We start from the raw sequence: 26,679 nt of genomic DNA, 5'->3' as shown, positions 1-26,679 counted from the left end.
ATCGATGATTTGCTCGACTCCCCTGCGCTACCGGCCGACAGAACTCGCGGACGAGGTCCGCCGACCGGCGCACAGGGCAGGCGATTACCAGCGGTAGTGGGCGAAGGCCTTGTTGGACTCGGCCATCTTGTGAGTGTCCTCGCGGCGCTTGACTGCTGCGCCGAGGCCGTTGCCGGCGTCCAGGATCTCATTCATGAGTCGTTCGGTCATGGTCTTCTCACGGCGCTGGCGGGAGTATCCCACGAGCCACCGCAGAGCCAGGGTGGTCGAACGAGCCGGACGAACATCAATCGGCACCTGGTAGGTCGCGCCGCCGACACGGCGGGAGCGGACCTCGAGGGACGGACGGATGTTGTCGAGAGCCTTCTTCAGGTTGACAACGGGGTCGTTGCCGTTCTTCTCGCGGGTGCCTTCGAGGGCACCGTAGACGATCCGCTCTGCGGTCGAGCGCTTGCCGTCGAGCAGGATCTTGTTGATCAGCTGCGTGACGAGCGGTGAGCTGAAGACCGGGTCAACGACGATCGGTCGCTTGGGTGCAGGACCTTTACGTGGCATTACTTCTTCTCCCTCTTCGCACCGTACTTGCTGCGGGCCTGCTGGCGACCCTTGACGCCCTGGGTGTCGAGCGAACCGCGGACGATCCGGTAGCGGACACCGGGCAGATCCTTGACGCGGCCACCGCGCACGAGCACGATCGAGTGCTCCTGCAGGTTGTGTCCCTCGCCCGGGATGTATGCGGTCACTTCGATCTGGCTCGAAAGCTTGACACGAGCGACCTTGCGAAGAGCCGAGTTCGGCTTCTTGGGGGTAGTGGTGTACACACGGGTGCACACTCCACGACGCTGCGGGCTGCCCTTGAGGGCAGGAGCGTCCGATCCTGCTGTATTGACATGCCGTCCCTTGCGGACGAGCTGTTGGATAGTCGGCACTAAGCGTTCTCCATTTGCTTCTCGATAGACCTAATTCCCAATTTCGGCCACGACCGCAGTCGTCTCTGTGAACCGTGGGACATATCCGACCGGACACCGGGTGAAGCTCGGCTCCCGATGCCAGTAACCACGCGAGTCATCGACCCCTGCGCCCGGGTGTGTCGCAAGGACACGGTAGCGCAGCGACGACTTCTCGGCGGCCTGCAGCGACGACTTCTCTCAAGGATTCCGGGTCTCACAGAACGCCCGGCAGGATCGATCGACGACGCAGATAACACAATCAGTCGCCTCCCAGAATATCTCTCTCGAGCACGTCTGGTCAAAATGGCGATCATCCATCCTACCGCGCCCTGCCGCGGAAATCACGCGGCACCGCCCATGCCCGAGAAACCACCCGTCTCACCTCGGGCGACGCGCACCCGAGGCGGGCCCCGCAACCGCCGTCGGATAGCAGCGGCCACGCAACCGCACACCCGGCGGCTCGGGTCGGCCGCCTCGGCGAGGGTTCACCGAATCTTTCCTTGACTCATTCAAAAGAAGCAGGCATTCTGGTGCTGTGAACGGGACGAAGCATGAACACGACGAAGACGCTGCCGCGGCTCTGCGGCAGACGTCGCTGCGTGTGACGAAACAGCGGGTCGCAGTGCTCGATGCCGTGCGGGACCATCCGCATGCGAACACCGACACCGTGATCCGTTCCGTCCGCGAATCGCTGCCGGCGGTCTCCCACCAGGCCGTCTACGATTCGCTCCACACTCTCACCGAGGTGGGGCTCGTCCGCTGCATCCAGCCTTCGGGCTCTGTGGCTCGGTACGAGCGTCGCATCGGGGACAACCATCACCATATGGTGTGCCGATCGTGCAGTCTCATCGTCGATGTCGACTGCACTGTCGGACAGGCGCCGTGCCTGACTCCGTCTCACGATGCCGGCTTCATCATCGAACAGGCCGAAGTGACGTTCTGGGGCCTGTGCCCCGACTGCGCGACCGCCGGTGCTCAGCCGACCGGCGACGATCAGTTCTCGGCCGTGTGATTCCCGGCTTCCGTTCACCACCACCCGTCTTCTCCCGAGGACACGACTATGCCCTTTCTGCGAGGGTTGCCCATCCCGTCATCCGAGTCGTCGAATGCGACTCGACTGTGAAAGGAACACGATGACCCAGACGACCACCGGCGGCTGCCCGGTCGCCCACACTTCCACGGAGCCGTCGACGCGCCGGATTCCGACCAGCTGGTCAACCCCGTCCAGGGTGATGCCAACGCTCAGTGGTGGCCCAACCGCCTCAACCTCAAGATCCTTGCCAAGGGTCAGCCGGCACGTGACCCCATGGATCCCGACTTCGACTACGACGCGGAGTTCAACAGCCTCGACTACTACCAGCTCAAGGCCGACATCGAAGCCCTGCAGAAGGACAACCAGGGCTGGTGGTCCGCTGACTTCGGACACTATGGTCCGTTCATGATCCGCATGGCCTGGCACTCGGCCGGCACCTACCGTGTGCAGGACGGCCGCGGAGGCGGCGGCGAAGGTCAGCAGCGCTTCGCTCCGCTGAACTCCTGGCCCGACAACGTCTCGCTCGACAAGGCCCGCCGCCTGCTGTGGCCGGTGAAGAAGAAGTACGGCAAGAAGATCTCCTGGGCAGACCTCTTCATCCTCGCCGGAAACGTCGCACTCGAGTCGATGGGCTTCAAGACCTTCGGCTTCGCCGGCGGTCGCAAGGACGTCTGGGAACCCGACAACGACGTGTACTGGGGCTCCGAAAGCGAGTGGCTGGGCACCGACAAGCGCTACGTGGGCAACCGCGAGCTGCAGAAGCCCCTGGCTGCGACCACCATGGGACTCATCTACGTCAACCCCGAAGGCCCCGAAGGCGAGCCCGATCCGCTCAAGGCCGCGATCGACATCCGCGAAACCTTCGGACGGATGGCCATGAACGACGAGGAGACCGTCGCTCTCATCGCCGGTGGACACACCTTCGGCAAGACGCACGGTGCCGGCCCCGAATCGCATAAGGGCGCCGATCCGGAGGCCGCCCCGCTCGAAGAGCAGGGCCTGGGCTGGAAGTCCGACTTCGGCACGGGACAGGGCAACGACTCGATCGGCTCGGGCATCGAGGTCACCTGGACCTACCACCCGACCCGGTGGGACAACGAGTTCTTCCACATCCTCTTCGCCTACGAGTGGGAGGTCTTCGAGAACGAGGGCGGTCACCTGCAGTGGCGTCCCAAGGACGGCGGCGGGGACGACATGGTCCCGATGGCCCAGGGCGACGGACGCCGCGAGCCCCGCATGCTCACCACCGACCTGTCGCTGCGCTTCGATCCCATCTACGAGAAGATCTCCCGCCGCTTCAAGGACGACCAGAAGGCATTCGAGGACGCCTTCGCCCGCGCCTGGTTCAAACTCACCCACCGCGATATGGGCCCGGCGACCCGTTACCTCGGCCCCGAGGCTCCGACCGAGGAGCTCATCTGGCAGGACCCGGTCCCGGCCGGCACCCCGCTCGATGACGCCGGCCTCGAAGCCGTCAAGGCCGCTGTCCGTGAGTCCGGTCTGACCGTCTCGCAGCTCGTATCGACCACCTGGGCCGCCGCGTCGTCCCACCGCGTCTCGGATATGCGCGGCGGAGTCAACGGCGGTCGTCTGCGCCTCGAACCGCAGCGCAGCTGGGAGGCCAACGAGCCTGCCAAGCTCGCCGAGGTGCTCCCGGTACTCGAGGGCATCGCCGAGTCCACCGGAGCATCGTTTGCCGATGTGCTGGCGATCGCCGGTGCCGTCGGCATTGAGTCCGCTGCCGCTGCGGCCGGTCACCCGGTTACGGTTCCGGTCTCCACGGGTCGCGGCGACGCCACCCAGGAGCAGACCGATGTCGACTCGTTCAGCTACCTCGAGCCGACCCACGACGGCTTCCGGAACTACCTCACCGAGGGCCTTCCGCTCAAGGCCGAGTACCTCCTGCTCGACAAGGCCAGCCTGCTGGGTCTGACCCCGCCCGAGCTCACGGTCCTCATCGGCGGACTCCGCGTCCTCGGTGTGAACTACGAGGACTCCGAGCTCGGTGTCTTCACCGACCGGCCCGGAGAGCTGACGAACGACTTCTTCGTCAATCTGCTCGAGCTCGGCAACGTCTGGAAGCCCGTCGGACCGTCCGAGACCGCCAACGTCTACGAGTGCTACTCCCCCGAGGGCGAGAAGCTGTGGACCGGCAGCCGAATCGACCTGCTGTTCGGCGCGAACTCCGAGCTGCGCGCGATCGCCGAAGTCTACGGCTCCGACGACGCGAACGGAAAGTTCGTCGCCGACTTCGTCAAGGCCTGGACGAAGCTCGTCGAAGCCGACCGCTTCGACCTCAGGCGCTGATCCCGCGACGGTCGCCAAGGTGACCGACGCGTCAGCAATGACGATGCCCCCACCGATCGGTGGGGGCATCGTCATTGCTGCGCTGATATCAGCAGCGTTCACTCGTCCCGGTTGAGCACGGCGAATCCGGTGAAGATCTGGTCGAAGTGCGTGACGGCTGCGTTCTCGATCGTCGTCTCGTCGGTGCCTGCGGAGGTGGTGTCAGCGCTCGCGTCCGATCCGTCGGAGTCGGAGGCGCTGCCGTCCGAGCTGGATCCATCGGAGCTGGACCCGTCGGAGGAGTCCCCGGAGTCGGTGCTGCCGTTCTGGTTTCCCGGCATTCCGTTGGACTGTCCGCCGGGCATGCCTCCGCCGTCGGACTGTCCGCCGCCGTCCTGAGCACCGCCTTGCTGGCCGCCCATTCCGCCGGGTCCGTTCTGACCTCCCGGGCCCTGGCTCGTCCCCGAATCATTCGACGCTGTTGCCGCCGATACCCCGATCGCTCCCCCGGCGAGACCGCCGACGACGAACAGGGCCGAACCGGCGAGCACCGCCGGGACGAGCGGGACTCTCCGCTTCTGCTTCCGCGGTCCTGCGGTGCTGCCGAACTGTGTACTCTGCGCAGACTGTTCGTAGGGGTTCACCCACGGCCGCGGTCCGGCCGAACTCTCCGGCTGTGGAACGGCTGCCGAGCGATTGGTTCGGTCGGACCATCCGTTCGCACTGCCCTGGACGGTCGGATCCGATTGCATTGCCAGCTGGGGCCGGCGTGGGGGCCTGTCGCGCCCTGGACATTCCCCTGAGACCCGCTTGGCTTTCCGTGTGGTGCATCGCCTCGCATGTTCCTCTGCGCGGCGGTGCTGGCCGCGGGGTCCGCAGCCGTTGTGGGGTCCGGAGACGGCGTCGTACTCCCCGCGCTGTCGTGGTCCCGGGTGGCGTCGCGGTCGGGGCTGTGGTTCTCGGTCATGGAATCTCCTCTGGTTGTCAGTGATTCCACTTTCGGTCCCTGCGCTGTAGCCCTTCCCAGTCGTGCCTGTGGCCAGCCTGTGCGATTCGGCTCAGGCAACGGGCAGGCGCAGTTCGAAGGTCGTTCCTGCCTCCGTGCTCGACATCGAAATGCTGCCGTGCATGAGATCGACGAGACCAGCGGCGATCGCCAGCCCCAGCCCAGAGGAACCTCCCTTGGCTCCGTCGTGCCGTGCCCGCGAGGGATCCCCACGCACGAAGCGGTCGAAGACTCGGTCTCGAATCTCGGGCGGAATGCCCTGACCGTCGTCACTGATGCGGATCGCCACGACGTCGCTCGGCAGCTGCCCCGACACCGGTTTCCGCATCGCCTGCGCCTCGACGTACACGGTGGTGCCCGGGGGCGTATGCACGCAGGCGTTCGTGAGCACGATCGACACGACCCGACGGACCTGGTCAGCCGCTCCGCGTACCTCGAGGGCCTCCGGTGGCACGTCGAGGGAGATCCTGTGGTCGGGATTGACAACGTGGGCATCCTCGACGAGTTCGACGAGCAGCGATGACACATCGACCGTATCCTCGCTCGTCGGCTGACGACCGGCCTCGAGTCGGGCGAGGAGAAGGAGATCGTCGACGAGGGAGGACATCCGCATCGCTCCGGAATCGATCTTGCCCAAGGAGGTGGTCACCTCGTCGGGCAGATCATCACGGTACGGCCGGGTGAGGTCGGCCCAGCCGCGGATCGTCGCGATCGGCGTGCGCAGCTCGTGGGAGGCATCAGCGACGAAGCGGCGCATCTGCTCCGTGCCCCGGTAGCGCTCGTCGAGGGCGGTCCCGACATGGTCGAGCATCCGATTGACCGCGGCCCCGACGTCGCCGACCTCGGTCCCGGGAATCGCGAGTTCCGACGGTACGCGCAGCGCGAGCTCGGGCTTTCCGGCACTGAGCTCGAGGTCCGTGACCTCACGCGCGGTGCGGGCGACGTCCCTGAGATCACGCAGCTGGCGGTGGATGATCACGGCCATGAGACCGGCGGTGATGAGGACGCCGATGAGAACGACGACCGAGGTCGTCCAAGCGGTGCGATCCAAGGCAGCATCGACGCTGCCCTGTGGAACCCCGTAGACGGTCCTCGTTCCGCTTTCTTCGAAGGCCACGACTCGATAGACGCCGAAGCCGGGCACACGCACGGATTCGTGGCTGGCCTCGCTGGTCCCGGGCTCGACCGACAGCAGAGCCTCGATCGCATCCGACGACAGAGACCGGGGACGGTTCAGCCCCGCCTCGGCGATGAGCCCCTCTCCCCCGCCGCCGGAGTCGACGACGGCGAGCGCGCCGTCACCGACTCCCGGCTGGAAGAGGAAACGCAGAGCCGAGTCGACCGCCGACGTCGATTCGGTGCCAGGGCCCGCGCCCGGACCCGAACCAGGTCCACCGCTGCGCGCATGCGAGGCCATCGACGTCAGCTGCTCGTCGAGGTCGGACATCAGAGAGGTGCGCACACTCACCCACGAGGCTGCGCCGATTCCGGCACCGACGAGCAGAAGCACGAGGCCGGCGAGGACGATGAGCCTCGTCTGCAGCCGCCACCGCCGCAGTCTCACTGTTCCGCCCGCAGGATGTAGCCCGCCCCGCGCTTCGTGTGGAAGAGGTTCGGCAGGTGCGGGAACGGCGCCTCGATCTTCTTCCGCAGGTAGGACACGTAGAGCTCGACGATATTTCCGTTGCCGCCGAAGTCGTAGTCCCAGACTCGGTCGAGGATCTGCGCCTTCGACAGGACCGCCCGAGGATTGCGCATGAACAGAAGCAGCACCTCGTATTCACGGGCGGTGAGCTCGATCGGCTGGCCGGCACGGGTGACTTCATGCGAACGCTCGTCGAGTTCGAGGTCGCCGACGCGCAGCACATCCTCGTCGTCAGCCGGTCCCGCCGGGACGCTGCGCCGCAGCCGAGCTTCGATCCGTGCGATGACCTCGTCGAGGTTGAACGGCTTCGTCACATAGTCGTCCCCGCCGAGGCGGAGGCCGGTGAGGCGGTCATCGACCTCATCCCTTGCGGAGAGGAAGACCACCGGGGTGTCGATGCCCTCTCCCCTGACCTTCTCGATGACGGCGAAACCGTCGAGGTCGGGCAGCATCACGTCGAGGACGATCGCGTCGAAGTGCTCGCTGCGAGCCAGCGCCACTGCCTCACGTCCCGTACCGACCCCATCGGCCTCCCACCCGCGAACCCTGCAGGCCATGACGAGGAGCTCGGCGAGGTTCGCTTCGTCGTCGACGATGAGGATGCGTGCCGGCGGGTTCTCTGTCGGAGTCATAGATCGATTATCCCCTCAACCTGCGCTGAGATCGTAGAGCGAAACGGAGTCGACGGTCGTCGCCTCATAGTTCGACTCGACCCAGGCCGCGATCTGAGACGAGGCGGAGTCCGAGTCTCCTCCGCCGGGGCCCTGACCACCGCCGGAACCCGATCCGATGTAGTAGTGGATCTTGCCTTCGGACACGAGCTGCTTGAACTCGGCGAGGGTCGGCGAAGGATCGGTGCCGTTGAAGCCGCCGATCGCCATCACGGGTTCTTCGAGCGAGAGCTGGTATCCCGCTGCCTGGTTCGCTCCCGTCGTCGCAGCCACCCAGGTATAGTCCGAAGCATCCTGCTCGAGCAGCTGTGTGAGTTCGTCCGAGGGGTCGGAGGCGCCCAGCAGACCGCCCATTCCGCCTCCGCCGCCGGCGCCGCCGGGCACGCCGTCAGTCGTCCCATTCGCGCCGCCGGAGCCTCCGCCGGGCATCTCGCCCCCTCCGGGCGTTCCGCTACCGCCGGGCATTCCGCCGCCGGGTCCTCCGCCCATGCCTGAACCTGTACCGGCGATAGTGACGATCGATCCCTGTGTCGACCCGGCGATCGTGCGCACGGTCAGCTGAGCCGGGATCGCGGCACTGCCGAGAACGGCGAGCGCGACGAGCACGGAGGCGAACAGGGTGCCGAACCGTCGGTGAGCAGTGATGATAAGGGCCAGAGCACCGAGGATCGAGACGATGAGCACACTCCACCGCAGGATGCCCGGAATCCCCGTCATCTGCGAGCTGATGATGAACTGCCACGCCCCGGTCAGGGCCCAAGCCACCGCCAGCAGCAGACGCGGGAGGAATCCCGGGCGGGCAAGCAGCACAGCGGCGCCGAGTCCGATGACGACGGCGATCGCAGGAATGAGCGCGACGGTGTAGTACTCGTGGACGATACCGTTCATATTCGACAGCACGAGCCAGGTGACGATCAGCCACGCACCCCACATGAGCAGCCCCGCGCCGAGGCTGCCGGTGCCGTGTGAGCGGGACGCGCGGACCGCCCGGTCGTCGTCAGTGACGGCATTCGGCTTCCGTGTCCTGCTCGGAGTGCTCCCGACCGTGACGGACCGGTCGTGTCTGGAGGGACACGGCGACGACGGGCCGCCTCGGCGAGGATGAGGAGAACGACCGTGACGGCCAGCAGGAACAGGGCGGTGGGCAGGAACCACGAGACCTGCTGGCTGAAGCTGCCGGTGAACAGCCGGGTGATGCCCGTTTCGCCCCATCCGCCGCCCTGACCGCCGCCTCCGCCGCCGACTGACCCGGTCTCATTGCCGGTCAGCCGCCCGAACCCGTTGTAGCCGAAGGTGAGTTCGAGGAACGAGTTCGTCTGCGAGCCGCCGACATAGGGCCGGGAGTCGGCGGGGATGAGTTCGACGAGAGCGATCCACCAACCGGCGCTGAGCACCATCGCTGCGATGGGAACGAGCAGCCACAGCAGGCGGCGCAGCCAGGAGGTGCGTGCGAAGAGCACCCAGGCCAAAGCGAGGCCGGGGACGATGAGGAGGACCTGGAACTGCTTGGTGAGGAACCCCAAGCCGAGGCAGACACCGGCGAGGACGAGCCAAAGTGCCACCGTGCGTGCGGATCCGGGGGCACCGGTCTCGGCCGAGTTCCCGCCGCGGCGCCTGTGCACCGCCCGCAGGGCATGCTGGGTCGCCACGACCGCGCCGATCATCAGGGTCACGAGCAGCGCGTCCGGGTTGTTGAACCGGAACATCAGCGCCACTACCGGGGAGACCGCGAAGATCACGCCGGCCACCAGCGCGGCAGCCTTCTCGAGGCGCGATCCGACGTGGGATCTCAGGCTCAGTCGCACCGAATGGACGATGAGGAGCACGCTCACCCCAGCCAGGAGCACCTGCGGCAGGAGCATCGAGAACGAGGAGAAGCCGAAGACGCGAGCGCTCAGCGCCATGAGCCACAGAGCGGCCGGGGGTTTGTCGACGGTGATCGCGTTCGCCGAGTCGAGCGAGCCGAAGAGGAAGGCTTCCCAATTCTCCGAACCGGCTTGGACTGCCGCCGCGTAGAAGGAGTTCGCCCACCCGTTGGAACTGAGGTTGACGAGGTAGGCGGCGATCGTGCCGAGAGTGAGGACGGTGATTGTGATCGGATACCAGTATCGCCTCATGCCGAGACCTCCTGACGGGTTCGGCGTGCGAACACCCATGTGCGCATGAGTGCGAAACGGACCACAGTCGCGGCGAGGTTCGCCACCGTGAGCACGGCGAGTGTCCCGAGACTCGCCCACGCGCCGGTGAAGCTCTCGGCCACAGCCAGCCCTGCCGATGTGAAAGCCAGGCACAAGCCGAAGGCCGCCAGTCCCTTGAGCTGGGAGGTCAGGCGTCGGTGCGGGGACCGGACTCCGAAGGTGTGACTGCGGTTGAGCGCCGTATTGGCCACCGTCGACAAGAGCAGGGCGATGACGTTCGCCGCGGCGGCGGAGACGACCTGCGAGCTGAAGAGGTAGATCGTCGCGTAGAGGATGGTGCTGATGAGTCCGACGTCGATGAAGTGGAGGATCTGGGCTCCGGTGTTCGGTGCCGGCGGCTCGGTCGAAGCCGGGACCCGGCCGCCACGGCGCAGACGCACGATGCCCTTGATGTCCTTCCACGCCGTGCTGACCACATCGACTGAGGAATCCGGGTCGTCGATCCAGTCTGTGCCGAACTCGTGGATGCGGTACCCCGCCCACTCGGCGCGAGCGAGCAGCTCCGTGTCGAAGAACCACTCGTTGTTCTCCACCTGCGGAAGCAGCTCCCTAGCCGCACGCTGCGACATCGCTTTGAATCCGCACTGGGCGTCGCTGAAGCCGACACCGAGACTGAGCTTGAGCAGTCGGTTGTAGCAGCGGGAGATGATCTCGCGTCTGATGCCGCGTTCGATCTCGAGACCCGGCTGCAGGCGCGACGCGATGGCGACATCAGCCAGTCCCGAACGGATCACCTCGACCATCGGTTCGAGGACTCGGATGTCGGTGGCGAGATCGACATCTGTGTAGGCGACGATATCCGCCGTCGAGGACTGCCACACCCGGGACAGTGCGCGCCCGCGGCCTTTCTGCTCGAGCCGCACGTATTCGACGTTCGGGTGTTCGGCCGCCAGGGTCGCGGCGATGATGGGAGTCTTATCGGTGCTCGCATTGTCGGCGATGATGATCGTGACCTCGGTGCCTCGGGAGGTTTCGACAGCCAGGAGGGTCTCGATCGAGGCGGCCAGCGAAGCCTCCTCGTCATAGACCGGGACGACGAGGTCGACGGTCGTGGCCGTTTGGAGGGACGGGGACTCTGGGTGCGCTGCGGGCTGGTTTCCGGCGCTGCTCTCGTATCTCATGGGGACCACGTTCGCGTCTCTGCTTAGGGCCAGCATCGGTCGCAGCTGTGGCCCGGCTGTGGACGGGACGACACGACACAGTGCCCTGTCCGACCGCCTCGGCGGAAGGTCCGGTCCGGGCGGGTGATTCCCGCTACACTGGGGGCCATGGCCGATGATGACTCCCCTGCCCCGAAGCGCCGGATCCGTGCCTCCGACAAGGACCGTGACGAGGTCCTCTCCGTGATCACGGAGGCGGTGACGAACGGACGCCTCGCCCCCGAGGAGACCGCGCAGCGGCAGGATGATGCCATCTCCGCGAAGTTCCTCGATGACCTCATGCCGCTGATCGACGATCTGCCGGAGGGCCACCGACTCCACCAGAGGCTTGCCCGCCAGACCGGGCATGGTCAGGAATCGGGTCCGGGGGCGGCTCTGCAGCGACAAGGTTCGACCGAGCTCAGCCCGGCCGTCGATCCGGGTTCCGCCCCGCCCACGAACTCGGTGGCCATCTTGTCCGGCCGTGAGATCGACGTGGCGCCAGGGACCGGACAGGTCACCACCTATGCGCTCATGGGCGGGGACAATATCGATTTGTGCGCGGTCATGGGACCGGGTGTGACTGTCGAGCTGGTTTCCTACTCGATGTGGGGCGGCAACGATATCTACGTCCCGCCGGGTGTGCGCATCCGTGACGAGACGATCAACATCATGGCGGGCAATGAGGTCCGTCAGTCCGCGCGGGGAGACGGATCGAACGGCACCGTCGTCCTCAAGGGCTTCTCACTCATGGCCGGACACGATGTCCATCTGGCAAAAGGCTACCGAGCAAAGGATCAGGGTCAACTGGAATGAAGATCGGTGTACTGACGTCGGGCGGAGACTGCCCGGGACTCAATGCTGTCATCCGCGGCATCGTCCGCAAGGGAATCCGCACGCACAACGCCTCGTTCGTCGGCATCCGCGACGGTTGGCGTGGCCTGCTCCACGACGACATGTTCGATATGACCATGCTCGATGTCCGAGGCCTCTCCGGCCGTGGCGGCACCATCCTCGGCACCTCCCGCACTCACCCCTATGAGGACGGCGGTCCCGAGCGCATGCGCGAAGTCATGGCCTCCCACGGAATCGATTCGCTCATCGCCATCGGCGGCGAAGGCACCCTCGCGGGGGCGTCGCGTCTGGTCAACGAGGAGGGTCTGCACATCGTGGGCGTGCCGAAGACCATCGACAACGACCTCGGCAACACCGACTACACCTTCGGCTTCGACACCGCCCAGTCCATCGCCACGGAAGCGATCGACCGCCTGCGCACCACAGCCGAATCCCATCACCGCTGCATGGTCATCGAGGTCATGGGACGCAACGTCGGCTGGATCGCCCTCCACGCAGGAATGGCGGCCGGCGCCCACGCGATCCTCATGCCCGAGTTCCCTGTCTCATTCGACCAGATCGCCGAATGGGTGACCTCGGCGAAGGATCGCGGGCGTGCCCCCATCGTCGTCGTCGCCGAGGGCTTCGTTCCCGAGGGCTTCGACTCTCAGGTCGCCGACCACGGCGTGGACAACCACGGCCGAGTCCGCCTCGGCGGAATCGCGAACTACCTCGCCCCGAAGATCGAAGAGATCACCGGAATCGAATCCCGCGCCACGATCCTCGGGCACCTGCAGCGAGGTGGCTCCCCCACCGCGTACGACCGTGTGCTGTCCACCCGGCTGGGAATGGCGTCCGTCGACCTCGCCCAGCACGGGCACTGGGGCAAGATGGCCAGCCTCAAGGGCACGGACATCGTCTCCGTGGAGATGTCCTCGGCCGTGCACAGCCTCAAGTCGGTGCCGCTGCATCGCTGGGAAGAGGCGCAGGTGCTCTTCGGCTGAGGGAACGCACCGTGTTTCGACAGTCCACCCGTTTCTCGATGTCTGAGTGAATGACAGGAGGGGCACCCACCAGATGGTGGGTGCCCCTCCTGTCTGCCTTACGGCTGACGCATCAGCGGATCAGCTGAACGCTCCGTAGTCGTAGTCCTCCAGCGGGATGGCGGAACCGGAATCGGCTCCGATGCCCGCGTAGAAGTCGCCGTAGCTGTTCGTGAACATCTCGGCCTTGGCCTCTTCGGTCGGCTCCACCACGAGGTTGCGGTGGGTCTGCAGGCCGGTGCCGGCAGGGATGAGTTTACCGAGGATGACGTTCTCCTTCAGGCCCATGAGCGTATCGGACTTGCCTTCCATGGCCGCCTCGGTGAGGACGCGGGTGGTCTCCTGGAAGGATGCGGCCGACAGCCACGACTCGGTGGCCAGCGAAGCCTTCGTGATGCCCATCAGCTCGTCACGAGCCGATGCCGGCTGGCCGCCTTCGGCGACCACACGACGGTTCTCTGCCTGGTAGCGGCCGCGGTCGACGAGCTCACCGGGCAGCAGGTTCGTATCGCCCGACTCGATCACGGTCACGCGACGCAGCATCTGCCGCACGATGACCTCGATGTGCTTGTCGTGGATGCCCACACCCTGCGACCGGTAGACCTTCTGGACTTCCTCCACGAGGAAGCGCTCGGCCTCACGGCGACCGCGGATGCGCAGCACCTGCTTCGGATCGACGGCACCGACGATGAGCTGCTCGCCGGCCTTGACGTGCTGGCCGTCTTCGACCATGAGACGGGCACGCTTGGACACTGCGTGCTCGATCTCATCGCTGCCGTCATCGGGGGTGATGATGACGAAGCGGGTCTTGCGGCTGTCGTCGATCTTGGCCCGTCCGGTCGCCTCGGCGATGGGGGCGAAGCCCTTCGGCGTGCGAGCTTCGAAGAGCTCGGTCACACGCGGCAGACCCTGCGTGATATCGCCGGTGGATGCGGCGGCGCCACCGGTGTGGAACGTACGCATCGTCAGCTGGGTACCGGGCTCACCGATCGACTGGGCAGCGACGGTGCCGATGGCCTCGCCGATGTCGACGAGCTGGCCGGTCGCCATCGAGCGACCGTAGTGCTCGGCGGAGATCTGCGCATCGGAATCGGCAGTCAGCACGGAGTGGACCTTGAGCTCTTCGATGCCGTTGGCCACAAGCATGTCCACCACGGCGCCGGTGACATCGGACTTCGCCGGCAGGAGCACATTGCCCTCGGCGTCGGTGACGTCCGAGACGGTGAGGCGACCGTAGACGGTGGTCTCGGCATACTCGTGCGGAACCAGGTTGCCCTCGTGATCGCGTTCGGCGATCGGCAGGGTGATGCCCTTGTTCGACTCGGCCTCTGCCGCGCGGATGATGACATCCTGCGAGACGTCGACGAGACGACGGGTCAGGTAACCGGAGTCAGCGGTACGCAGAGCGGTATCGGCCAGGCCCTTACGTGCACCGTGCGAGGCGATGAAGTACTCGAGCACTGCGAGTCCCTCACGGTAGTTCGACACGATCGGACGCGGAATGATCTCACCCTGCGGGTTCGTCACCAGACCACGCATACCGGCCAGCTGACGCACCTGCATCCAGTTACCGGATGCACCGGACTCAACTAGACGCAGCACCGAGTTCTCCTCGGGGAAGTTCGTGCGCATGATCTGGTCGACCTTCTCGGTCGTCTCGGTCCACAGCTTGACGAGCTCGTTGCGGCGCTCGTCATCGGTCAGGGCACCGAGTTCGTACTGCTGCTGAACCTTCGTGTCGATGACTTCGGCGTTGTCGATGATCTCGGTCTTCGCCTCGGGTGAGACGACGTCCGACATCGCAATGGTGATGCCCGAGCGGGTGGCCCAGTAGAAGCCGCCGGCCTTGAAGTTGTCCAGCGTCTGTGCGACCTCGACCTTCGGGTACTCCTCGGCGAGGTGGTTGACGATCCGGCTCAGTGCCTTCTTGTCGATCGTCGAGTTCACGAACGCATAGTCGGCAGGCAGGTACTCGTTGAACGTCGCGCGGCCCAGAGTGGTCTGCACGTCCAGCGGGTCGCCGGCCTCCCAGCCTTCGGGAAGCTCCATGTCGCCGTTGGGAACGACATCATCGAGGCGGATGGTGATCGGCGAACCGAGGTCGAGCTCTCCGCGGTCGAAGGCCATGATGGCTTCGCCCATTCCGGAGAACGCGCGTCCCTCGCCAGGCAGTCCCTTGCGCTCGGAGGTGAGGTGGAACAGACCGATGATCATATCCTGCGAAGGCATGGTCACGGGCTTGCCGTCCGAGGGCTTGAGGATGTTGTTGGCCGAGAGCATGAGAATGCGGGCCTCGGCCTGCGCCTCGGGGCTCAGCGGCAGGTGCACAGCCATCTGGTCACCGTCGAAGTCAGCGTTGAACGCCGAGCAGACGAGGGGGTGCAGCTGGATGGCCTTACCCTCGATGAGCTGCGGCTCGAACGCCTGGATGCCCAGACGGTGCAGGGTCGGTGCGCGGTTGAGCAGCACGGGGTGTTCGGTGATGACCTCTTCGAGGACATCCCACACCTGAGGGTGCTGACGCTCGACCATGCGCTTGGCCGACTTGATGTTCTGAGCGTGGTTGAGATCGACCAGACGCTTCATCACGAAGGGCTTGAACAGCTCCAGGGCCATGGTCTTGGGCAGACCGCACTGGTGCAGGTGCAGCTGCGGACCGACGACGATGACCGAACGGCCCGAGTAGTCCACACGCTTACCGAGCAGGTTCTGACGGAAACGTCCCTGCTTGCCCTTGAGCATGTCCGACAGCGACTTCAGCGGGCGGTTGCCCGGTCCGGTCACCGGACGTCCGCGACGTCCGTTGTCGAACAGCGAGTCCACAGCCTCCTGCAGCATCCGCTTCTCGTTGTTGACGATGATCTCGGGAGCACCGAGGTCGAGCAGACGCTTGAGGCGGTTGTTGCGGTTGATGACGCGACGGTAGAGGTCGTTGAGGTCCGAGGTCGCGAAGCGTCCACCATCGAGCTGCACCATCGGGCGCAGCTCCGGCGGGATCACCGGGACAACGTCGAGGACCATGCCCTCGGGGTTGTTGTCGGTGGTCAGGAACGCGTTGACGACCTTGAGGCGCTTGAGCGCACGGGTCTTGCGCTGTCCCTTGCCGGTGGCGATGAGCTCACGCAGCTTCTCGGCTTCGCCTTCGAGGTCGAATTCGATGAGGCGCTTCTGGATGGCCTCGGCCCCCATGGCACCGGTGAAGTACAGGCCGAAGCGGTGGAACATCTCGCGGTACAGGCTCTCGTCACCTTCGAGGTCGTTGACCTTGAGGTTCTTGAACCGGTCCCACACCTGCTCGATACGGTCGACCTCGCGGTCGGCGTTCTTGCGCAGCTTGTCCATTTCCTTCTCGGCGGTGTCGCGCAGCTTCTTCTTGGCCTGGGCGGTTCCGCCTTCGGCCTCGAGCGCGGCGAGATCCTCTTCGAGCTTCTTGGCACGACGGTCGATGTCGGCGTCACGGCGGGTGCCGATCTGCTGCTTCTCGACGTCGATCTTGTTCTGCAGGCTGGGCAGATCACGGTGACGGGAATCCTCGTCGACCGAGGTGATCATGTAGGCCGCGAAGTAGATGACCTTCTCGAGGTCCTTCGGAGCCAGATCCAGCAGGTAGCCCAAACGTGAGGGCACACCCTTGAAGTACCAGATGTGGGTCACAGGAGCGGCGAGCTCGAGGTGGCCCATGCGCTCACGACGCACCTTGGCACGGGTCACCTCGACGCCGCAGCGTTCGCAGATGATGCCCTTGAACCGGACTCGCTTGTACTTTCCGCAGGCGCACTCCCAGTCGCGGGTGGGGCCGAAGATCTTCTCGCAGAAGAGTCCGTCCTTCTCCGGCTTCAGGGTGCGGTAGTTGATGGTCTCAGGCTTTTTCACCTCACCGTGTGACCAGCCGCGGATGTTCTCCGTGGTGGCAAGACCGATGCGCAGTTCATCAAAGAAATTGACGTCAGGCACGTAAATCCTCTTTCCTGGCGATGAACGAATCGTTCATCAAAAAGTTGTGTCGGTTGAAGTGGAAGTCCTCAGACTTCTTCTACGGTCTGTGCTTCGCGGCGGGAGAGGTCGATGCCGAGTTCCTCGGCGGCGCGGTAGACCTCGTCCTCCGACTCGCCCATCTCGACATGGCCTCCGTCGGAAGACAGAACTTCGACGTTGAGGCACAGGGACTGCATCTCCTTGATGAGGACCTTGAACGATTCCGGGATTCCCGGATCGGGCAGGTTCTCACCCTTGACGATGGCTTCGTAGACCTTCACACGGCCCGGGATGTCATCGGACTTGATCGTCAGAAGCTCCTGCAGGGTGTAGGCGGCGCCGTAGGCCTCGAGAGCCCAGACTTCCATCTCACCGAAGCGCTGACCACCGAACTGCGCCTTACCACCGAGCGGCTGCTGGGTGATCATCGAGTACGGTCCGGTCGAACGCGCGTGGATCTTGTCGTCGACGAGGTGGTGGAGCTTGAGCATGTACATGTAGCCGACCGAGATCGGGTACGGGAACGGCTCACCGGAGCGACCGTCGAACAGCTGGGCCTTGCCCGAGGAGTCGATGAGGCGGTCCCCATCGCGGTTCGGGGTCGTCGAATCCAGCAGTCCGCGCAGCTCCTGCTCGTGCGCACCGTCGAAGACCGGGGTGGCCAAGTTGGTGCCGGCCTCGGCTTCGCGAGCGGCCTCGGGCAGCTCGGCGGCCCACTCGGGGTTGCCCTCGATCTTCCAGCCCTGCTTCGAGATCCATCCGAGGTGGACTTCGAAGACCTGGCCGATGTTCATACGACGGGGAACACCGTGCGGGTTGAGGATGACGTCGACGGGGGTGCCGTCGGCGAGGAACGGCATGTCCTCGACCGGCAGGATCGTCGAGATGACGCCCTTGTTTCCGTGACGGCCGGCCATCTTGTCACCGATGGTGATCTTGCGGCGCTGGGCCACATAGACGCGGACCATCTGGTTGACGCCGGGCGAGAGCTCGTCGTCGTCCTCACGGTCGAAGACGCGCACACCGATGACGGTGCCGATCTCGCCGTGGGGAACGCGCAGCGAGGTGTCGCGGACCTCACGGGACTTCTCACCGAAGATGGCGCGCAGCAGGCGCTCTTCCGGTGTCAGCTCGGTCTCACCCTTCGGGGTGACCTTGCCGACGAGGATGTCGCCGTCGGTGACCTCGGCGCCGATGCGGATGATTCCGCGATCGTCGAGGTCGGCCAGGGCGTCGGGCGAGATGTTCGGGATGTCCCGAGTGATCTCTTCGGCACCGAGCTTGGTGTCGCGCGCATCGACTTCGTGCTCTTCGATGTGGATCGAGGAGAGCACATCGTCCTGGACGAGGCGCTGGGAGAGGATGATCGCATCCTCGTAGTTGTAGCCTTCCCAGGACATGAACGCCACGAGGAGGTTCTTGCCCAGAGCCATCTCACCGTTCTCGGTGGACGGACCGTCGGCGAGGACGGTGCCGGCTTCGACACGGTCGCCTTCGTCGACGAGGATGCGCTGGTTGTACGAGGTGCCGTGGTTCGAACGCTTGAACTTCGCAGCCTTGTAGGTCAGCTGGGTTCCGTCGTCGGCGAGCACCGTGACGAAGTCGGCCGAAACCTCGGTGATGACACCGGACTTCTCAGCGGTGATGACATCGCCGGCGTCGACGGCGGCACGGTATTCCATGCCGGTGCCCACGACCGGGGATTCGGCCATCACCAGCGGCACGGCCTGACGCTGCATGTTCGCACCCATGAGGGCGCGGTTGGCATCGTCGTGCTCGAGGAACGGAATCAGAGCCGAAGCCACCGACACCATCTGGCGAGCGGAGACGTCCATGAAGTCGATCTGGTCGTGCTGAACCAGTTCGGCTTCACCGCCGCCGCCCTTCGGACGGGCCAGGACCTCGACCTCAGCGAAACGCTGGTCTTCGGTCAGCGGCGCGTTGGCCTGGGCGATGTTGAACTCGAGTTCGTCATCGGCGGTCAGGTACTGCGTCTCATCGGTCACGACACCGTCGACGACCTTGCGGTAAGGCGTCTCGATGAAACCGAAGGGGTTGATGCGGGCGTAGGACGCCAGCGAACCGATCAGACCGATGTTCGGACCTTCGGGGGTCTCGATCGGGCACATGCGGCCGTAGTGCGAGGGGTGCACGTCACGGACTTCCATGGCGGCACGGTCACGCGAGAGACCGCCCGGTCCCAGTGCGGAGAGGCGGCGCTTGTGGGTCAGCCCCGCGAGCGGGTTGTTCTGATCCATGAACTGCGAGAGCTGCGAGGTGCCGAAGAACTCCTTGATCGCAGCCACCACGGGGCGGATGTTGATCAGGGTCTGCGGGGTGATCGCTTCGACGTCCTGGGTGGTCATGCGCTCACGTACGACGCGCTCCATCCGGGACAGGCCGGTGCGGATCTGGTTCTCGATGAGCTCGCCGACGGCGCGGATGCGACGGTTGCCGAAGTGATCGATGTCATCGAGCTTGACGCTGATCTCAGCCTCTTCACCGTCGCGGGTGCCCTTGGCCGTGTCCACTCCGGCGTGCAGCGACACGAGGTAGCGGATGGTGGCGACGACGTCTTCGGTGGAGAGCACCGAGTCCGACAGCGGGGCTTCGACGCCGAGCTTGCGGTTGACCTTGTAGCGGCCGACCTTGGCCAGGTCGTAGCGCTTCGGGTTGAAGTAGAGGTTGTTGAGCAGGTTGCGGGCGGCCTCAGCGGTCGCGGGCTCTGCCGGACGCAGCTTCTTGTAGATATCGAGCAGCGCTTCGTCCTGCGTGGTCACGGTGTCCTTGGCCATCGTCTCGCGGATCGATTCGAACTCGCCGAACTCTTCGAGGATCTTCGCTTCGGACCAGCCGAGGGCCTTGAGCAGAACGGTCACGGACTGCTTGCGCTTGCGGTCGAGGCGAACGCCGACCTGGTCGCGCTTGTCGACCTCGAACTCCAGCCAGGCACCGCGGGAGGGGATGATCTTCGCTGTGAAGATGTCCTTGTCCGTGGTCTTGTCGACGCTGGATTCGAAGTAGGCGCCGGGCGAACGCACGAGCTGGGAGACGACGACGCGCTCGGTGCCGTTGACGATGAACGTGCCCTTGTCTGTCATGAGGGGGAAGTCACCCATGAACACGGTCTGGCTCTTGATCTCGCCTGTGTTGTTGTTCATGAACTCGGCGGTGACGTACAGCGGCGCCGAGTAGGTCATATCGCGTTCCTTGCACTCGTCGATCGAGTACTTGGGAGCTTCGAACCGGTGCTCGCGGAACGACAGCGACATGGATCCGCCGAAGTCTTCGATCGGCGAGATCTCTTCGAAGATGTCTTCGAGTCCCGAGGTGGTTGCGACGGAGTCGTCCCCGACCTCGATGGCTTCGGCGACGCGGTCCTGCCACGCCTCCGATCCGATCAGCCAGTCGAAGCTGTCCGTCTGCAGACCGAGCAGATCGGGAACCTCGAGGGGCTCGCGAATCTTCGCGAAGGAAATTCTCTTGGGGGGATTAGCGGTCCTGGTGTTGTCGTTGGCGGCGGCCAATTGGTTCCTTCCGAGTGCTTCACCATCTGATACTTCGTCTGCCCACTCGTTCCGGCGACGTCCGGACCACCACGGGGTGTGTCAGATTTCGACTCCCGGCGTCGGCATGGTTCACTTGAGTGGAAATGCTGTGCCCACCGCTATATGAAGGCACACCACAGGCAGAACGATGCAAATATCAAGCTTATAGCATCTGGTCAAGTCTGGCAAGACGGTTTCAGCGCAGATTCTTCGTCCACATTCCCACCCATGCCCAGGTGGCGAAACCCGCCCGATCGTTGATCGCGAGCATCCACGAATTCTCCACGGCATTCCACGTGTACACGCGCTCGACCGCCGTATGCTCGTCGAGGCTGCGGTGGTTGGCGATCTTGAGTCGAGCCCCGAGATTGTGGCCCCGATGCTCTCTGCGCACCAGGGTTCCTCCCTGCCAGCCCACGGTCGGTCTGTCGGCCGAATGCCCGATCTGTGTGAAGCCCGCCGGCTCCCCGTCGAGGAGTGCCAGCGCAGTGGCCATCTCTTCGCCTCTCACCTTCTTCTCTGCGTCGAGGGCTCTCACCCGCTCACCGTCCCAGCTTTCCTCTCCCCCGAATTTCTCCGCTCCGGGCGTGTCCGTGCTCATCCGGCCCTTGAGCAGTGCGATGTGCTCCAGTCGCTGCTCCGGGACGGGACCTCGCCAGGTCTCGATGACGTAGTCGTCGGCGTCTGCACCGAGGTCGAGGCCGGCCGCGACTGCAGTTGGAGCGACCGAGCACCGTTCGATCTGGGCGAATCCGTAACCGCGGCTGCTGAGGAACGACACTTCCGGCACAGAGACCGGCAGCGCCCCGGTACCGGTCTCGGCTGCCAGATGGGCACCGCGGAGATCGGCGGTCCTGACCGATTCCGGGATATCGCAGTAGCTCGACAGTGCTGTGCGCCCCTCTGCGCGCAGTTCGTCCTCCATAACCGTCAGCAGAGCGGCACCCAGTCCGCCACGACGGTGGTCCGGGTGGACCCCGCACCAGACCTGAGCAGTGTCAGTGTTGCTGGACAGGCGGAGTTCGGCCACGCCTTTGGCCACGATCACCCCGTCGATGCGACCGAGCCAGGTGAGGTGCGTCCGGTACCTGCTGGTCGAGGTCAGCGAGTGCCGCAGGTCCTCAGGGTTCGGATCGAAGTCCTCCCCCAGCCCTGATGCTCGGTTGATGACGGCGTCGAAGCCGAGCAGCTCGGGCATCAGTGCCTCGATCGCCGCCGGGTCGCCGTGTCCGGATCTGATCCGGGTGATCTCCATCTGTGGCCTCTGTCGTCGCAGGTGTCCGCCTCGCGCTGCGATGCCTCCTTCGCGCATCGTCGCGCTGACAGCCGGTGGGAGACATTCTAGACTGCGACCATGACACGAGTGAGAATTCTCAGCTTCGATCCTGCCGCGATCAACTGCGGAATCATCGTCGGCACCGATCGCACTCTGCTCGTCGATGCGGGCCCCGGCCCCGCGGCCGCCGCGCACCTGGTGGAGCGGGCGGGCCGCCTCGGCGAGGAGATCGGGGGCGACCGTCCGCGCACGGTCGAACTCGCGATCACCCATGATCATTGGGATCACTTCTTCGGTGCCGCCGCTGCGGTATCCGCCGGGGTCACCGCCGTGTACGCGTCGTCGTCATTCGCCTCCGATCAGGAGGCCACGGCCTGGATCGCTCTCGACGGTGTCGCCGGCGGCGACTTCCCGGATGACTACCGGTCGAGCCTGCCCGCCGAGCCCGGCGACCTCATCGTCGACGTCTCCCCCGTCGATCCGACACCCGGCGATGTGTGGCACCTCGACCTCGGCGACTGCCCGGTCGAATTCCATGTCCTCGGCGGTCATTCGACGGCAGATCTCATCGTCCGCCTGCCCGAGCTCGGCATCGTCTTCGCCGGTGACCTCGTCGAGGAGGCGGCTCCTCCTCAGGCCGGTGCCGATGCTGCCCTGAGCGAATGGGCAGCGAGCCTGCACACCCTGCTGTCGTTTCCCGAGGCGAAGACGTTCGTTCCCGGACACGGGGTTCCGGTCGATCGTGACTTCCTGACTCGTCAGCTCGCCGATATCGAGGGGCTGATGGTCGATCAGGGAGACGCCGAGGTGGCTCTGCCGGCCCGCTCCATGCCGGGTGACCATGATCGGACAATCCCGCGGGAGCACAGTCTGGTCTGACCGGATGGTGCGAGTCACCAGCGCGGAACTAGGATCCCTGCCGATGCAGGGCGGTGACGAGATCGCCGCCGATGGCACCGAACAGAGTCTGCGCCCAGACGCTGCGACCCTCGACGTAGGGTCGGTCGCCGTCGAAGATCCACTGCAGTTCGCGGCCGGATTGCAGATCGGATTGGCAGCTGCCGCAGACGGGCACGCGGACGCTCTTTCCCGCCAGGTGGCCCTTGCGCTCCGTGCTCACCAGCCGGTTCGTCCGTGCTTCCCCGTGCAGCGGATTGACCGTGCACAGGCTCTCTGGGAGTCCCCGGGTCTTCGCCGATTTCGTCGAGGAGGTGGCCCGTGCGACGTCGGACTTCCGTGACTTTGTCCCGCGCTTGGCCGACTTATGCAGCTTCACCTCGGCGATCTCACGTCCGGCCTGCCGCAGCAGAACCATTGCCCCGGCGAGGTCGATGCGTTCTGCCTCGCCGTCGTCGACGATGGCTCTGGCCATCTGGTAGGCGTCGAGCGCCCGTTCCACGCCTTCGGCGTCAGTGGTGCTCAGCTCTTGGGTCTGCAGCTGTGTGATCTCGTCGGCCAGCTCCGTCGTGTCCTCGCTCAGTCCTTCCCGCAGGGTCTTCCGCTGCAGGTCATCGACGCGGTCGAGCAGTCGTGCGGGCAGTTCGAAGCGGCGCCGGGTGCGCGTGGCTTTCGCTCGTTCCCGCCGGGACCGGGCGAACCAGATGACGGCGATGACGAGTGCCAGAACCAGAACCGCTCCCCCGAGGAACAGCGTGGCAGTCGAACTCGACCCCTCGACCGTCTCCACTTCGCTGCCCGGGGCCTCCTGACCGGTTTCGTACTCCGGGGCTTCCTGCGGGTCGGCGTAGAGGTCGAGGAGCATGTTCAGCTTCGTCTGCGACGGAGTGCTGTGGCTCCATTGGTCGCGTCCGACGGACATCTGCTCCATCACCTGCATCTGCAGGTCGTGCTGGTCCTCGAAGGTGTAATCGACGGCGAGGTCGGTGTTCGTGTCGATCATGATGAACGCACCCTCACCGCCGTTGAAGACCTTGACCTGCTCAAGCAGGTCCCGGTCGGCTCCCTGGTCCCCGGAGACGATGACGAAGACATCGAAATCGAGGTTGTCGATCTTCGTCTCCGCCTTCTGCAGCAGCGCTTCGTTGATCTCCCCCTTCGCGCTGCTCGTCACGTAGACGGGATCGGTGTTGAGCGCCTCGGCGATGGTCTGGGCCTGTTGAGTCACTGCTTGGCTGTCCGTTTCTTCAGAGCGCGGCGGATGAAGTGGATTCCGACTCCGGCACCCCCGCCGACGAGGATGCCGAAGATGGCTCCGGCGACCGCGCCGCCGGTGCTGTACGAAAGCGTGTGCGGATCCTTCGTCGAGTCCTCGTCGATCACCTCCGGGTTGCCGTCGTCATCGTGGCGATGCGAGTAGCTCGACTCGACGTCCTCGGTCTCGGCGGAGCTGATCTCGCGCACTGCCGCGAGTGCGGCGCGGGAGTCGCTGTCATCGGAGTCCCCCGTCAGACTCAGCACTGAGGGTCGGGTGACGCCCTTCTCTGCCAGTCCCATGAGTCCGGTGGCGTCGACCGTGAGCACTGCGGCCTCGGGGTCGTCCATCTCTGTGACGATCCGGGCCGCCAGGAGATCGAGGTCGCCATCGGCGTCGTCGAGATCCGATGCATTGAGGAACGCCACATAGATGGGGCTGTCGGCGTCGGCGATCTCGGCGCGGATGGAGTCGGTGTCGCCCTCGTCGATGTCGAACTCGGGGTATCCGTCAAAGTACACGGGGTCGGCGGCGAAGGACTTCGCGATGGCCTGGTAGCGGTCTGTTGCGTAGTTCGGATCGTGGGCGCCTTCGATGCGGTCGTCGTAGATCGAGTCGACGACGATCGCGTCGCTGTCGGCTGCGGTGATCCTCTCGGCTCTCGCTTCATCGAACAGATGTGTGCTCAGCAGAGTGGCGCCGATCGACACTGCAGCGACCGCGACGACGGCGATGAGCCAGTCGAGTGGGGTGATCGAACGTGCGGTTCCGACGGCCATCATCGTTTCCTTCCGGCGGCGGAGCGCTGTGGGCTCATTTCGTCCAGCACCGCCTCGTCGAGGGGCTGGAAGCTTCCGAAACCGGAGAGTGCGTAGGCGTCGTCACGGTGAAAGTACGGGACTGCGCGGGTGGAACCCGGGCGTTTGGGCACCATGAGGCGTTCCGGGTCGTGACCGGCTGCCAGCTCCTCACGACAGTCGGCACACAGACCTACGGTGAGGATGCGGCCGGACTGTTTGAGCACGTGGTCTTCGATGTCCTTGCGGTGGTGCGGGACGAGGAAGCAGAAGCGCGGTTCGTCTTCGGCCCTGCCGGAGCGTCTGCGCAGCTGTCGGCGTACCCATCTGTCGAGGGTGATGAGGACGAACACGCCGTTGCGGTGGGCGAAGTCGACCGATTCTGCCCAATCCGGGTGAGCCGCGGTCAGGACTGCCAGAGCATCCTGGATTCGTCGGCCTCGGTCATACAGGGCCCACGTCTCGTCATCGGGATGGTCGGGTTCGGGGATCGGGGCGGCCGCCTCGGTGACGGCCTTCTTCAGCTTGTGCGACGCGACCAGCTCCGGCTTCGTGGTCAGACCCGTGCGCCAGGAATAGCGATTGCGGCGACGGAGCAACCGCAGGGCCGCGCCGAGGGCGGCGACGGTCGTTGCACCGAAAACCAACGTATCGGGGTCGGAGTTGTCGAGGCCGAAGCGTTCGATGTAGTCCTCATTGCGGTCGCCGACGTCGCGGGTGTCGAAATCCGGTGCCTGGGGAGGTTCGGTGCCTTTGGCGGCGGCGACGAGGACCTGCAGGTAGTAGGGGACGGCGAGTTCGACGGGGATGAAGTCGTCGCTGCTGGACTTCATCAGTTCGGGGGCGCCGGTGGGGACGACGGGGCCGTTGTCGGTGACGAGGTAGGCGAATGAACGGGCGGAGGTCTCGCCCTCGCTGAAGAGGACGAGGGTCTGCTTCTGCCCCGACATTTCGTGCATGTCGAATGCGAACTCGGAGGTGAATTTCGCCCAATCGCCGTAGCCCCTGACCCGGAGGCCGGGGATGATGGCGACGAAGTGCGTGAGGCCGGTGTCTTCGGTCGCCTGCGAGGCCTGCCGGATGGCCGTGATCTGATTCTCGGTGAGTCCGGACCTGATGATCTCGTCGATATAGAGGGGCTGCTGCGCCCAGGTTCCGCGGATGCGGTCGCGCAGCTGCTGCTGGGCCCGGGCGTAGCTCGTCGTCTCAGTCACCAGTCAAGGATAAGTCAGGTTGAGACCGGCCTCTGTCGATCGGTGTTCCGAATCGGTCACATGGCGGCGGGGCGGCATCCTCGGCGGGGACGCAAAGAACCCCCACAGCGGACTGTGGGGGTTCGAAGCCTCAGGCAGCAGTCAGGCTGCTGCCCAGAAGATCACTTGAGGGTGACGGTGGCGCCGGCAGCCTCGAGGGTCTCCTTGGCCTTCTCGGCATCTTCCTTCGAAGCGCCTTCGAGGACGGCCTTGGGAGCTCCGTCGACGAGGTCCTTGGCTTCCTTGAGTCCGAGGGAGGTGAGTCCACGAACTTCCTTGATGACGGGAACCTTCTTCTCGCCGGCCGATTCGAGGATGACGTCGAATTCGGTCTGCTCTTCAGCAGCAGCGGCCTCTCCGCCACCGGCGGCAGGGGCAGCGGCAACGGCGGCCGGAGCGGCAGCCTCGACGTCGAACTCTTCTTCGAACTTCTTGACGAACTCGGACAGTTCGACGAGGGTGAGCTCCTTGAAAGCTTCGAGGAGCTCGTCGGTGGTGAGCTTAGCCATGGTGGCTAGTCCTTCCTGTTTTGGTCACGATCAGCGACCGGTTCGGTTTGGGGTGATGCTCAGGCGTCGGAAGCAGGAGCGTCGTCCTGCTTCTCGCGGAGGGCATCGACAGTGCGCACGGCCTTGACCAGCGGAGCGGTGAAGAGGTAAGCCGCCTGGTGGAGGCTTGCCTTCATGGCACCTGCTGCCTTTGCAAGCAGCACTTCGCGGGATTCGAGGTCGGCGAGCTGGTTGACCTGCTCGGAGCTGAGTGCGGTTCCATCGAAGTAACCGCCCTTCACCACGAGCTTGTCGTTCGCATTGGCAAAGTTACGCAGAGCCTTGGCAGCCTCAGGGGTTCGCCGGTGACGAACGCGATCGCGGT

Annotated in this window: 20 protein-coding genes and 1 pseudogene; 5 read left to right on the top strand and 16 right to left on the bottom strand. The window is 65.2% G+C overall.

Translation table 11 applies throughout. The features are described 5' to 3' along the window. Positions 1-84: 84 nt before the first annotated feature. Positions 85-555: a 30S ribosomal protein S7 gene (rpsG, locus tag AC2W7L_RS13805; protein ID WP_039206341.1), complete on the bottom strand. Its 471-nt coding sequence runs from the start codon at positions 553-555 to the stop codon at positions 85-87. After that, a complete protein-coding gene (gene rpsL / locus AC2W7L_RS13800; protein WP_025777935.1) occupies positions 555-929 on the bottom strand; it encodes a 30S ribosomal protein S12 in 375 nt (124 codons plus the stop codon). The genes rpsG and rpsL overlap by 1 nt, the downstream gene beginning before the upstream one ends. A gap of 556 nt (positions 930-1,485) precedes the next feature. On the opposite strand from rpsL, the gene AC2W7L_RS13795 reads away from it, so the two are divergent. Further along, on the top strand, positions 1,486-1,962 hold the full coding sequence (locus AC2W7L_RS13795; protein WP_486004914.1) for a Fur family transcriptional regulator: 477 nt from the start codon (positions 1,486-1,488) through the stop codon (positions 1,960-1,962). 144 nt (positions 1,963-2,106) lie between these two features. Beyond that, entirely contained in the window at positions 2,107-4,290 is a 2,184-nt protein-coding gene (gene katG / locus AC2W7L_RS13790) for a catalase/peroxidase HPI (protein ID WP_486004927.1), read from the top strand. Positions 4,291-4,388: 98 nt separating this feature from the next. Here the strand turns inward: katG and AC2W7L_RS13785 are convergent, their stop codons facing one another. The 6 genes from AC2W7L_RS13785 to AC2W7L_RS13760 all read right to left on the bottom strand — a co-directional run bounded on the left by AC2W7L_RS13785 (position 4,389) and on the right by AC2W7L_RS13760 (position 10,910). Continuing rightward, positions 4,389-4,913, bottom strand: coding sequence for a hypothetical protein (locus AC2W7L_RS13785; RefSeq protein ID WP_486004913.1), 525 nt, complete (start codon positions 4,911-4,913; stop codon positions 4,389-4,391). Between the two features lie 414 nt (positions 4,914-5,327). Continuing rightward, a complete protein-coding gene (locus AC2W7L_RS13780; protein WP_486004912.1) occupies positions 5,328-6,839 on the bottom strand; it encodes a sensor histidine kinase in 1,512 nt (503 codons plus the stop codon). Further along, positions 6,836-7,552, bottom strand: a complete 717-nt coding sequence (locus AC2W7L_RS13775; protein WP_486004911.1) for a response regulator transcription factor — start codon at positions 7,550-7,552, stop codon at positions 6,836-6,838. The genes AC2W7L_RS13780 and AC2W7L_RS13775 overlap by 4 nt, the downstream gene beginning before the upstream one ends. 15 nt (positions 7,553-7,567) lie before the next feature. Beyond that, positions 7,568-8,524, bottom strand: coding sequence for a mannosyltransferase YkcB-related protein (locus AC2W7L_RS13770; RefSeq protein ID WP_486004910.1), 957 nt, complete (start codon positions 8,522-8,524; stop codon positions 7,568-7,570). Then, positions 8,506-9,708: an ArnT family glycosyltransferase gene (locus tag AC2W7L_RS13765; RefSeq protein ID WP_486004909.1), complete on the bottom strand. Its 1,203-nt coding sequence runs from the start codon at positions 9,706-9,708 to the stop codon at positions 8,506-8,508. The genes AC2W7L_RS13770 and AC2W7L_RS13765 overlap by 19 nt, the downstream gene beginning before the upstream one ends. Then, entirely contained in the window at positions 9,705-10,910 is a 1,206-nt protein-coding gene (locus AC2W7L_RS13760) for a glycosyltransferase (protein ID WP_486004908.1), read from the bottom strand. Before AC2W7L_RS13760 ends, AC2W7L_RS13765 begins: the two co-directional genes overlap by 4 nt. A gap of 147 nt (positions 10,911-11,057) precedes the next feature. Here AC2W7L_RS13760 and AC2W7L_RS13755 point away from each other — a divergent pair, with 147 nt between their 5' ends. Further along, a complete protein-coding gene (locus AC2W7L_RS13755; protein ID WP_486004907.1) occupies positions 11,058-11,744 on the top strand; it encodes a DUF1707 SHOCT-like domain-containing protein in 687 nt (228 codons plus the stop codon). After that, a complete protein-coding gene (locus AC2W7L_RS13750) occupies positions 11,741-12,766 on the top strand; it encodes an ATP-dependent 6-phosphofructokinase (protein ID WP_486004906.1) in 1,026 nt (341 codons plus the stop codon). The genes AC2W7L_RS13755 and AC2W7L_RS13750 overlap by 4 nt, the downstream gene beginning before the upstream one ends. A gap of 120 nt (positions 12,767-12,886) precedes the next feature. Here the strand turns inward: AC2W7L_RS13750 and AC2W7L_RS13745 are convergent, their stop codons facing one another. From AC2W7L_RS13745 to AC2W7L_RS13735, 3 genes are all read right to left on the bottom strand, one after another. Continuing rightward, positions 12,887-16,759, bottom strand: a complete 3,873-nt coding sequence (locus AC2W7L_RS13745) for a DNA-directed RNA polymerase subunit beta' (protein ID WP_486004905.1) — start codon at positions 16,757-16,759, stop codon at positions 12,887-12,889. A 68-nt stretch (positions 16,760-16,827) separates the two neighbouring features. Further along, a complete protein-coding gene (rpoB, locus tag AC2W7L_RS13740; RefSeq protein WP_167194639.1) occupies positions 16,828-20,307 on the bottom strand; it encodes a DNA-directed RNA polymerase subunit beta in 3,480 nt (1,159 codons plus the stop codon). Between the two features lie 217 nt (positions 20,308-20,524). Further along, entirely contained in the window at positions 20,525-21,583 is a 1,059-nt protein-coding gene (locus tag AC2W7L_RS13735) for a GNAT family N-acetyltransferase (protein WP_486004904.1), read from the bottom strand. Between the two features lie 99 nt (positions 21,584-21,682). Between AC2W7L_RS13735 and AC2W7L_RS13730 the strand changes: the two genes are divergently transcribed. Next, positions 21,683-22,483, top strand: a complete 801-nt coding sequence (locus tag AC2W7L_RS13730; protein WP_486004903.1) for an MBL fold metallo-hydrolase — start codon at positions 21,683-21,685, stop codon at positions 22,481-22,483. Between the two features lie 28 nt (positions 22,484-22,511). Here AC2W7L_RS13730 and AC2W7L_RS13725 read toward each other — a convergent pair whose 3' ends face one another. The 5 genes and pseudogenes from AC2W7L_RS13725 to AC2W7L_RS13705 all read right to left on the bottom strand — a co-directional run. Next, positions 22,512-23,729 carry a hypothetical protein gene (locus AC2W7L_RS13725; RefSeq protein ID WP_167194629.1) on the bottom strand — a complete coding sequence of 406 codons (1,218 nt, stop codon included), beginning with the start codon at positions 23,727-23,729 and terminating at the stop codon, positions 22,512-22,514. Next, positions 23,726-24,535, bottom strand: a complete 810-nt coding sequence (locus AC2W7L_RS13720; RefSeq protein WP_486004902.1) for a hypothetical protein — start codon at positions 24,533-24,535, stop codon at positions 23,726-23,728. The genes AC2W7L_RS13725 and AC2W7L_RS13720 overlap by 4 nt, the downstream gene beginning before the upstream one ends. Beyond that, complete coding sequence (locus AC2W7L_RS13715; protein ID WP_486004901.1) at positions 24,535-25,767, bottom strand: hypothetical protein; 1,233 nt, start codon at positions 25,765-25,767, stop codon at positions 24,535-24,537. Before AC2W7L_RS13715 ends, AC2W7L_RS13720 begins: the two co-directional genes overlap by 1 nt. A 161-nt stretch (positions 25,768-25,928) precedes the next feature. After that, positions 25,929-26,315: a 50S ribosomal protein L7/L12 gene (rplL, locus tag AC2W7L_RS13710; protein ID WP_039206363.1), complete on the bottom strand. Its 387-nt coding sequence runs from the start codon at positions 26,313-26,315 to the stop codon at positions 25,929-25,931. Between the two features lie 59 nt (positions 26,316-26,374). Continuing rightward, a pseudogene (locus tag AC2W7L_RS13705) lies at positions 26,375-26,679 on the bottom strand (50S ribosomal protein L10); the annotation flags it as partial.

It is taken from the genome of Brevibacterium sp. LAARM3_SD1, assembly GCF_057364765.1.
Note: the sequence above shows the minus strand (reverse complement) of the source record. Positions and strands in the feature narration are given on the sequence as shown.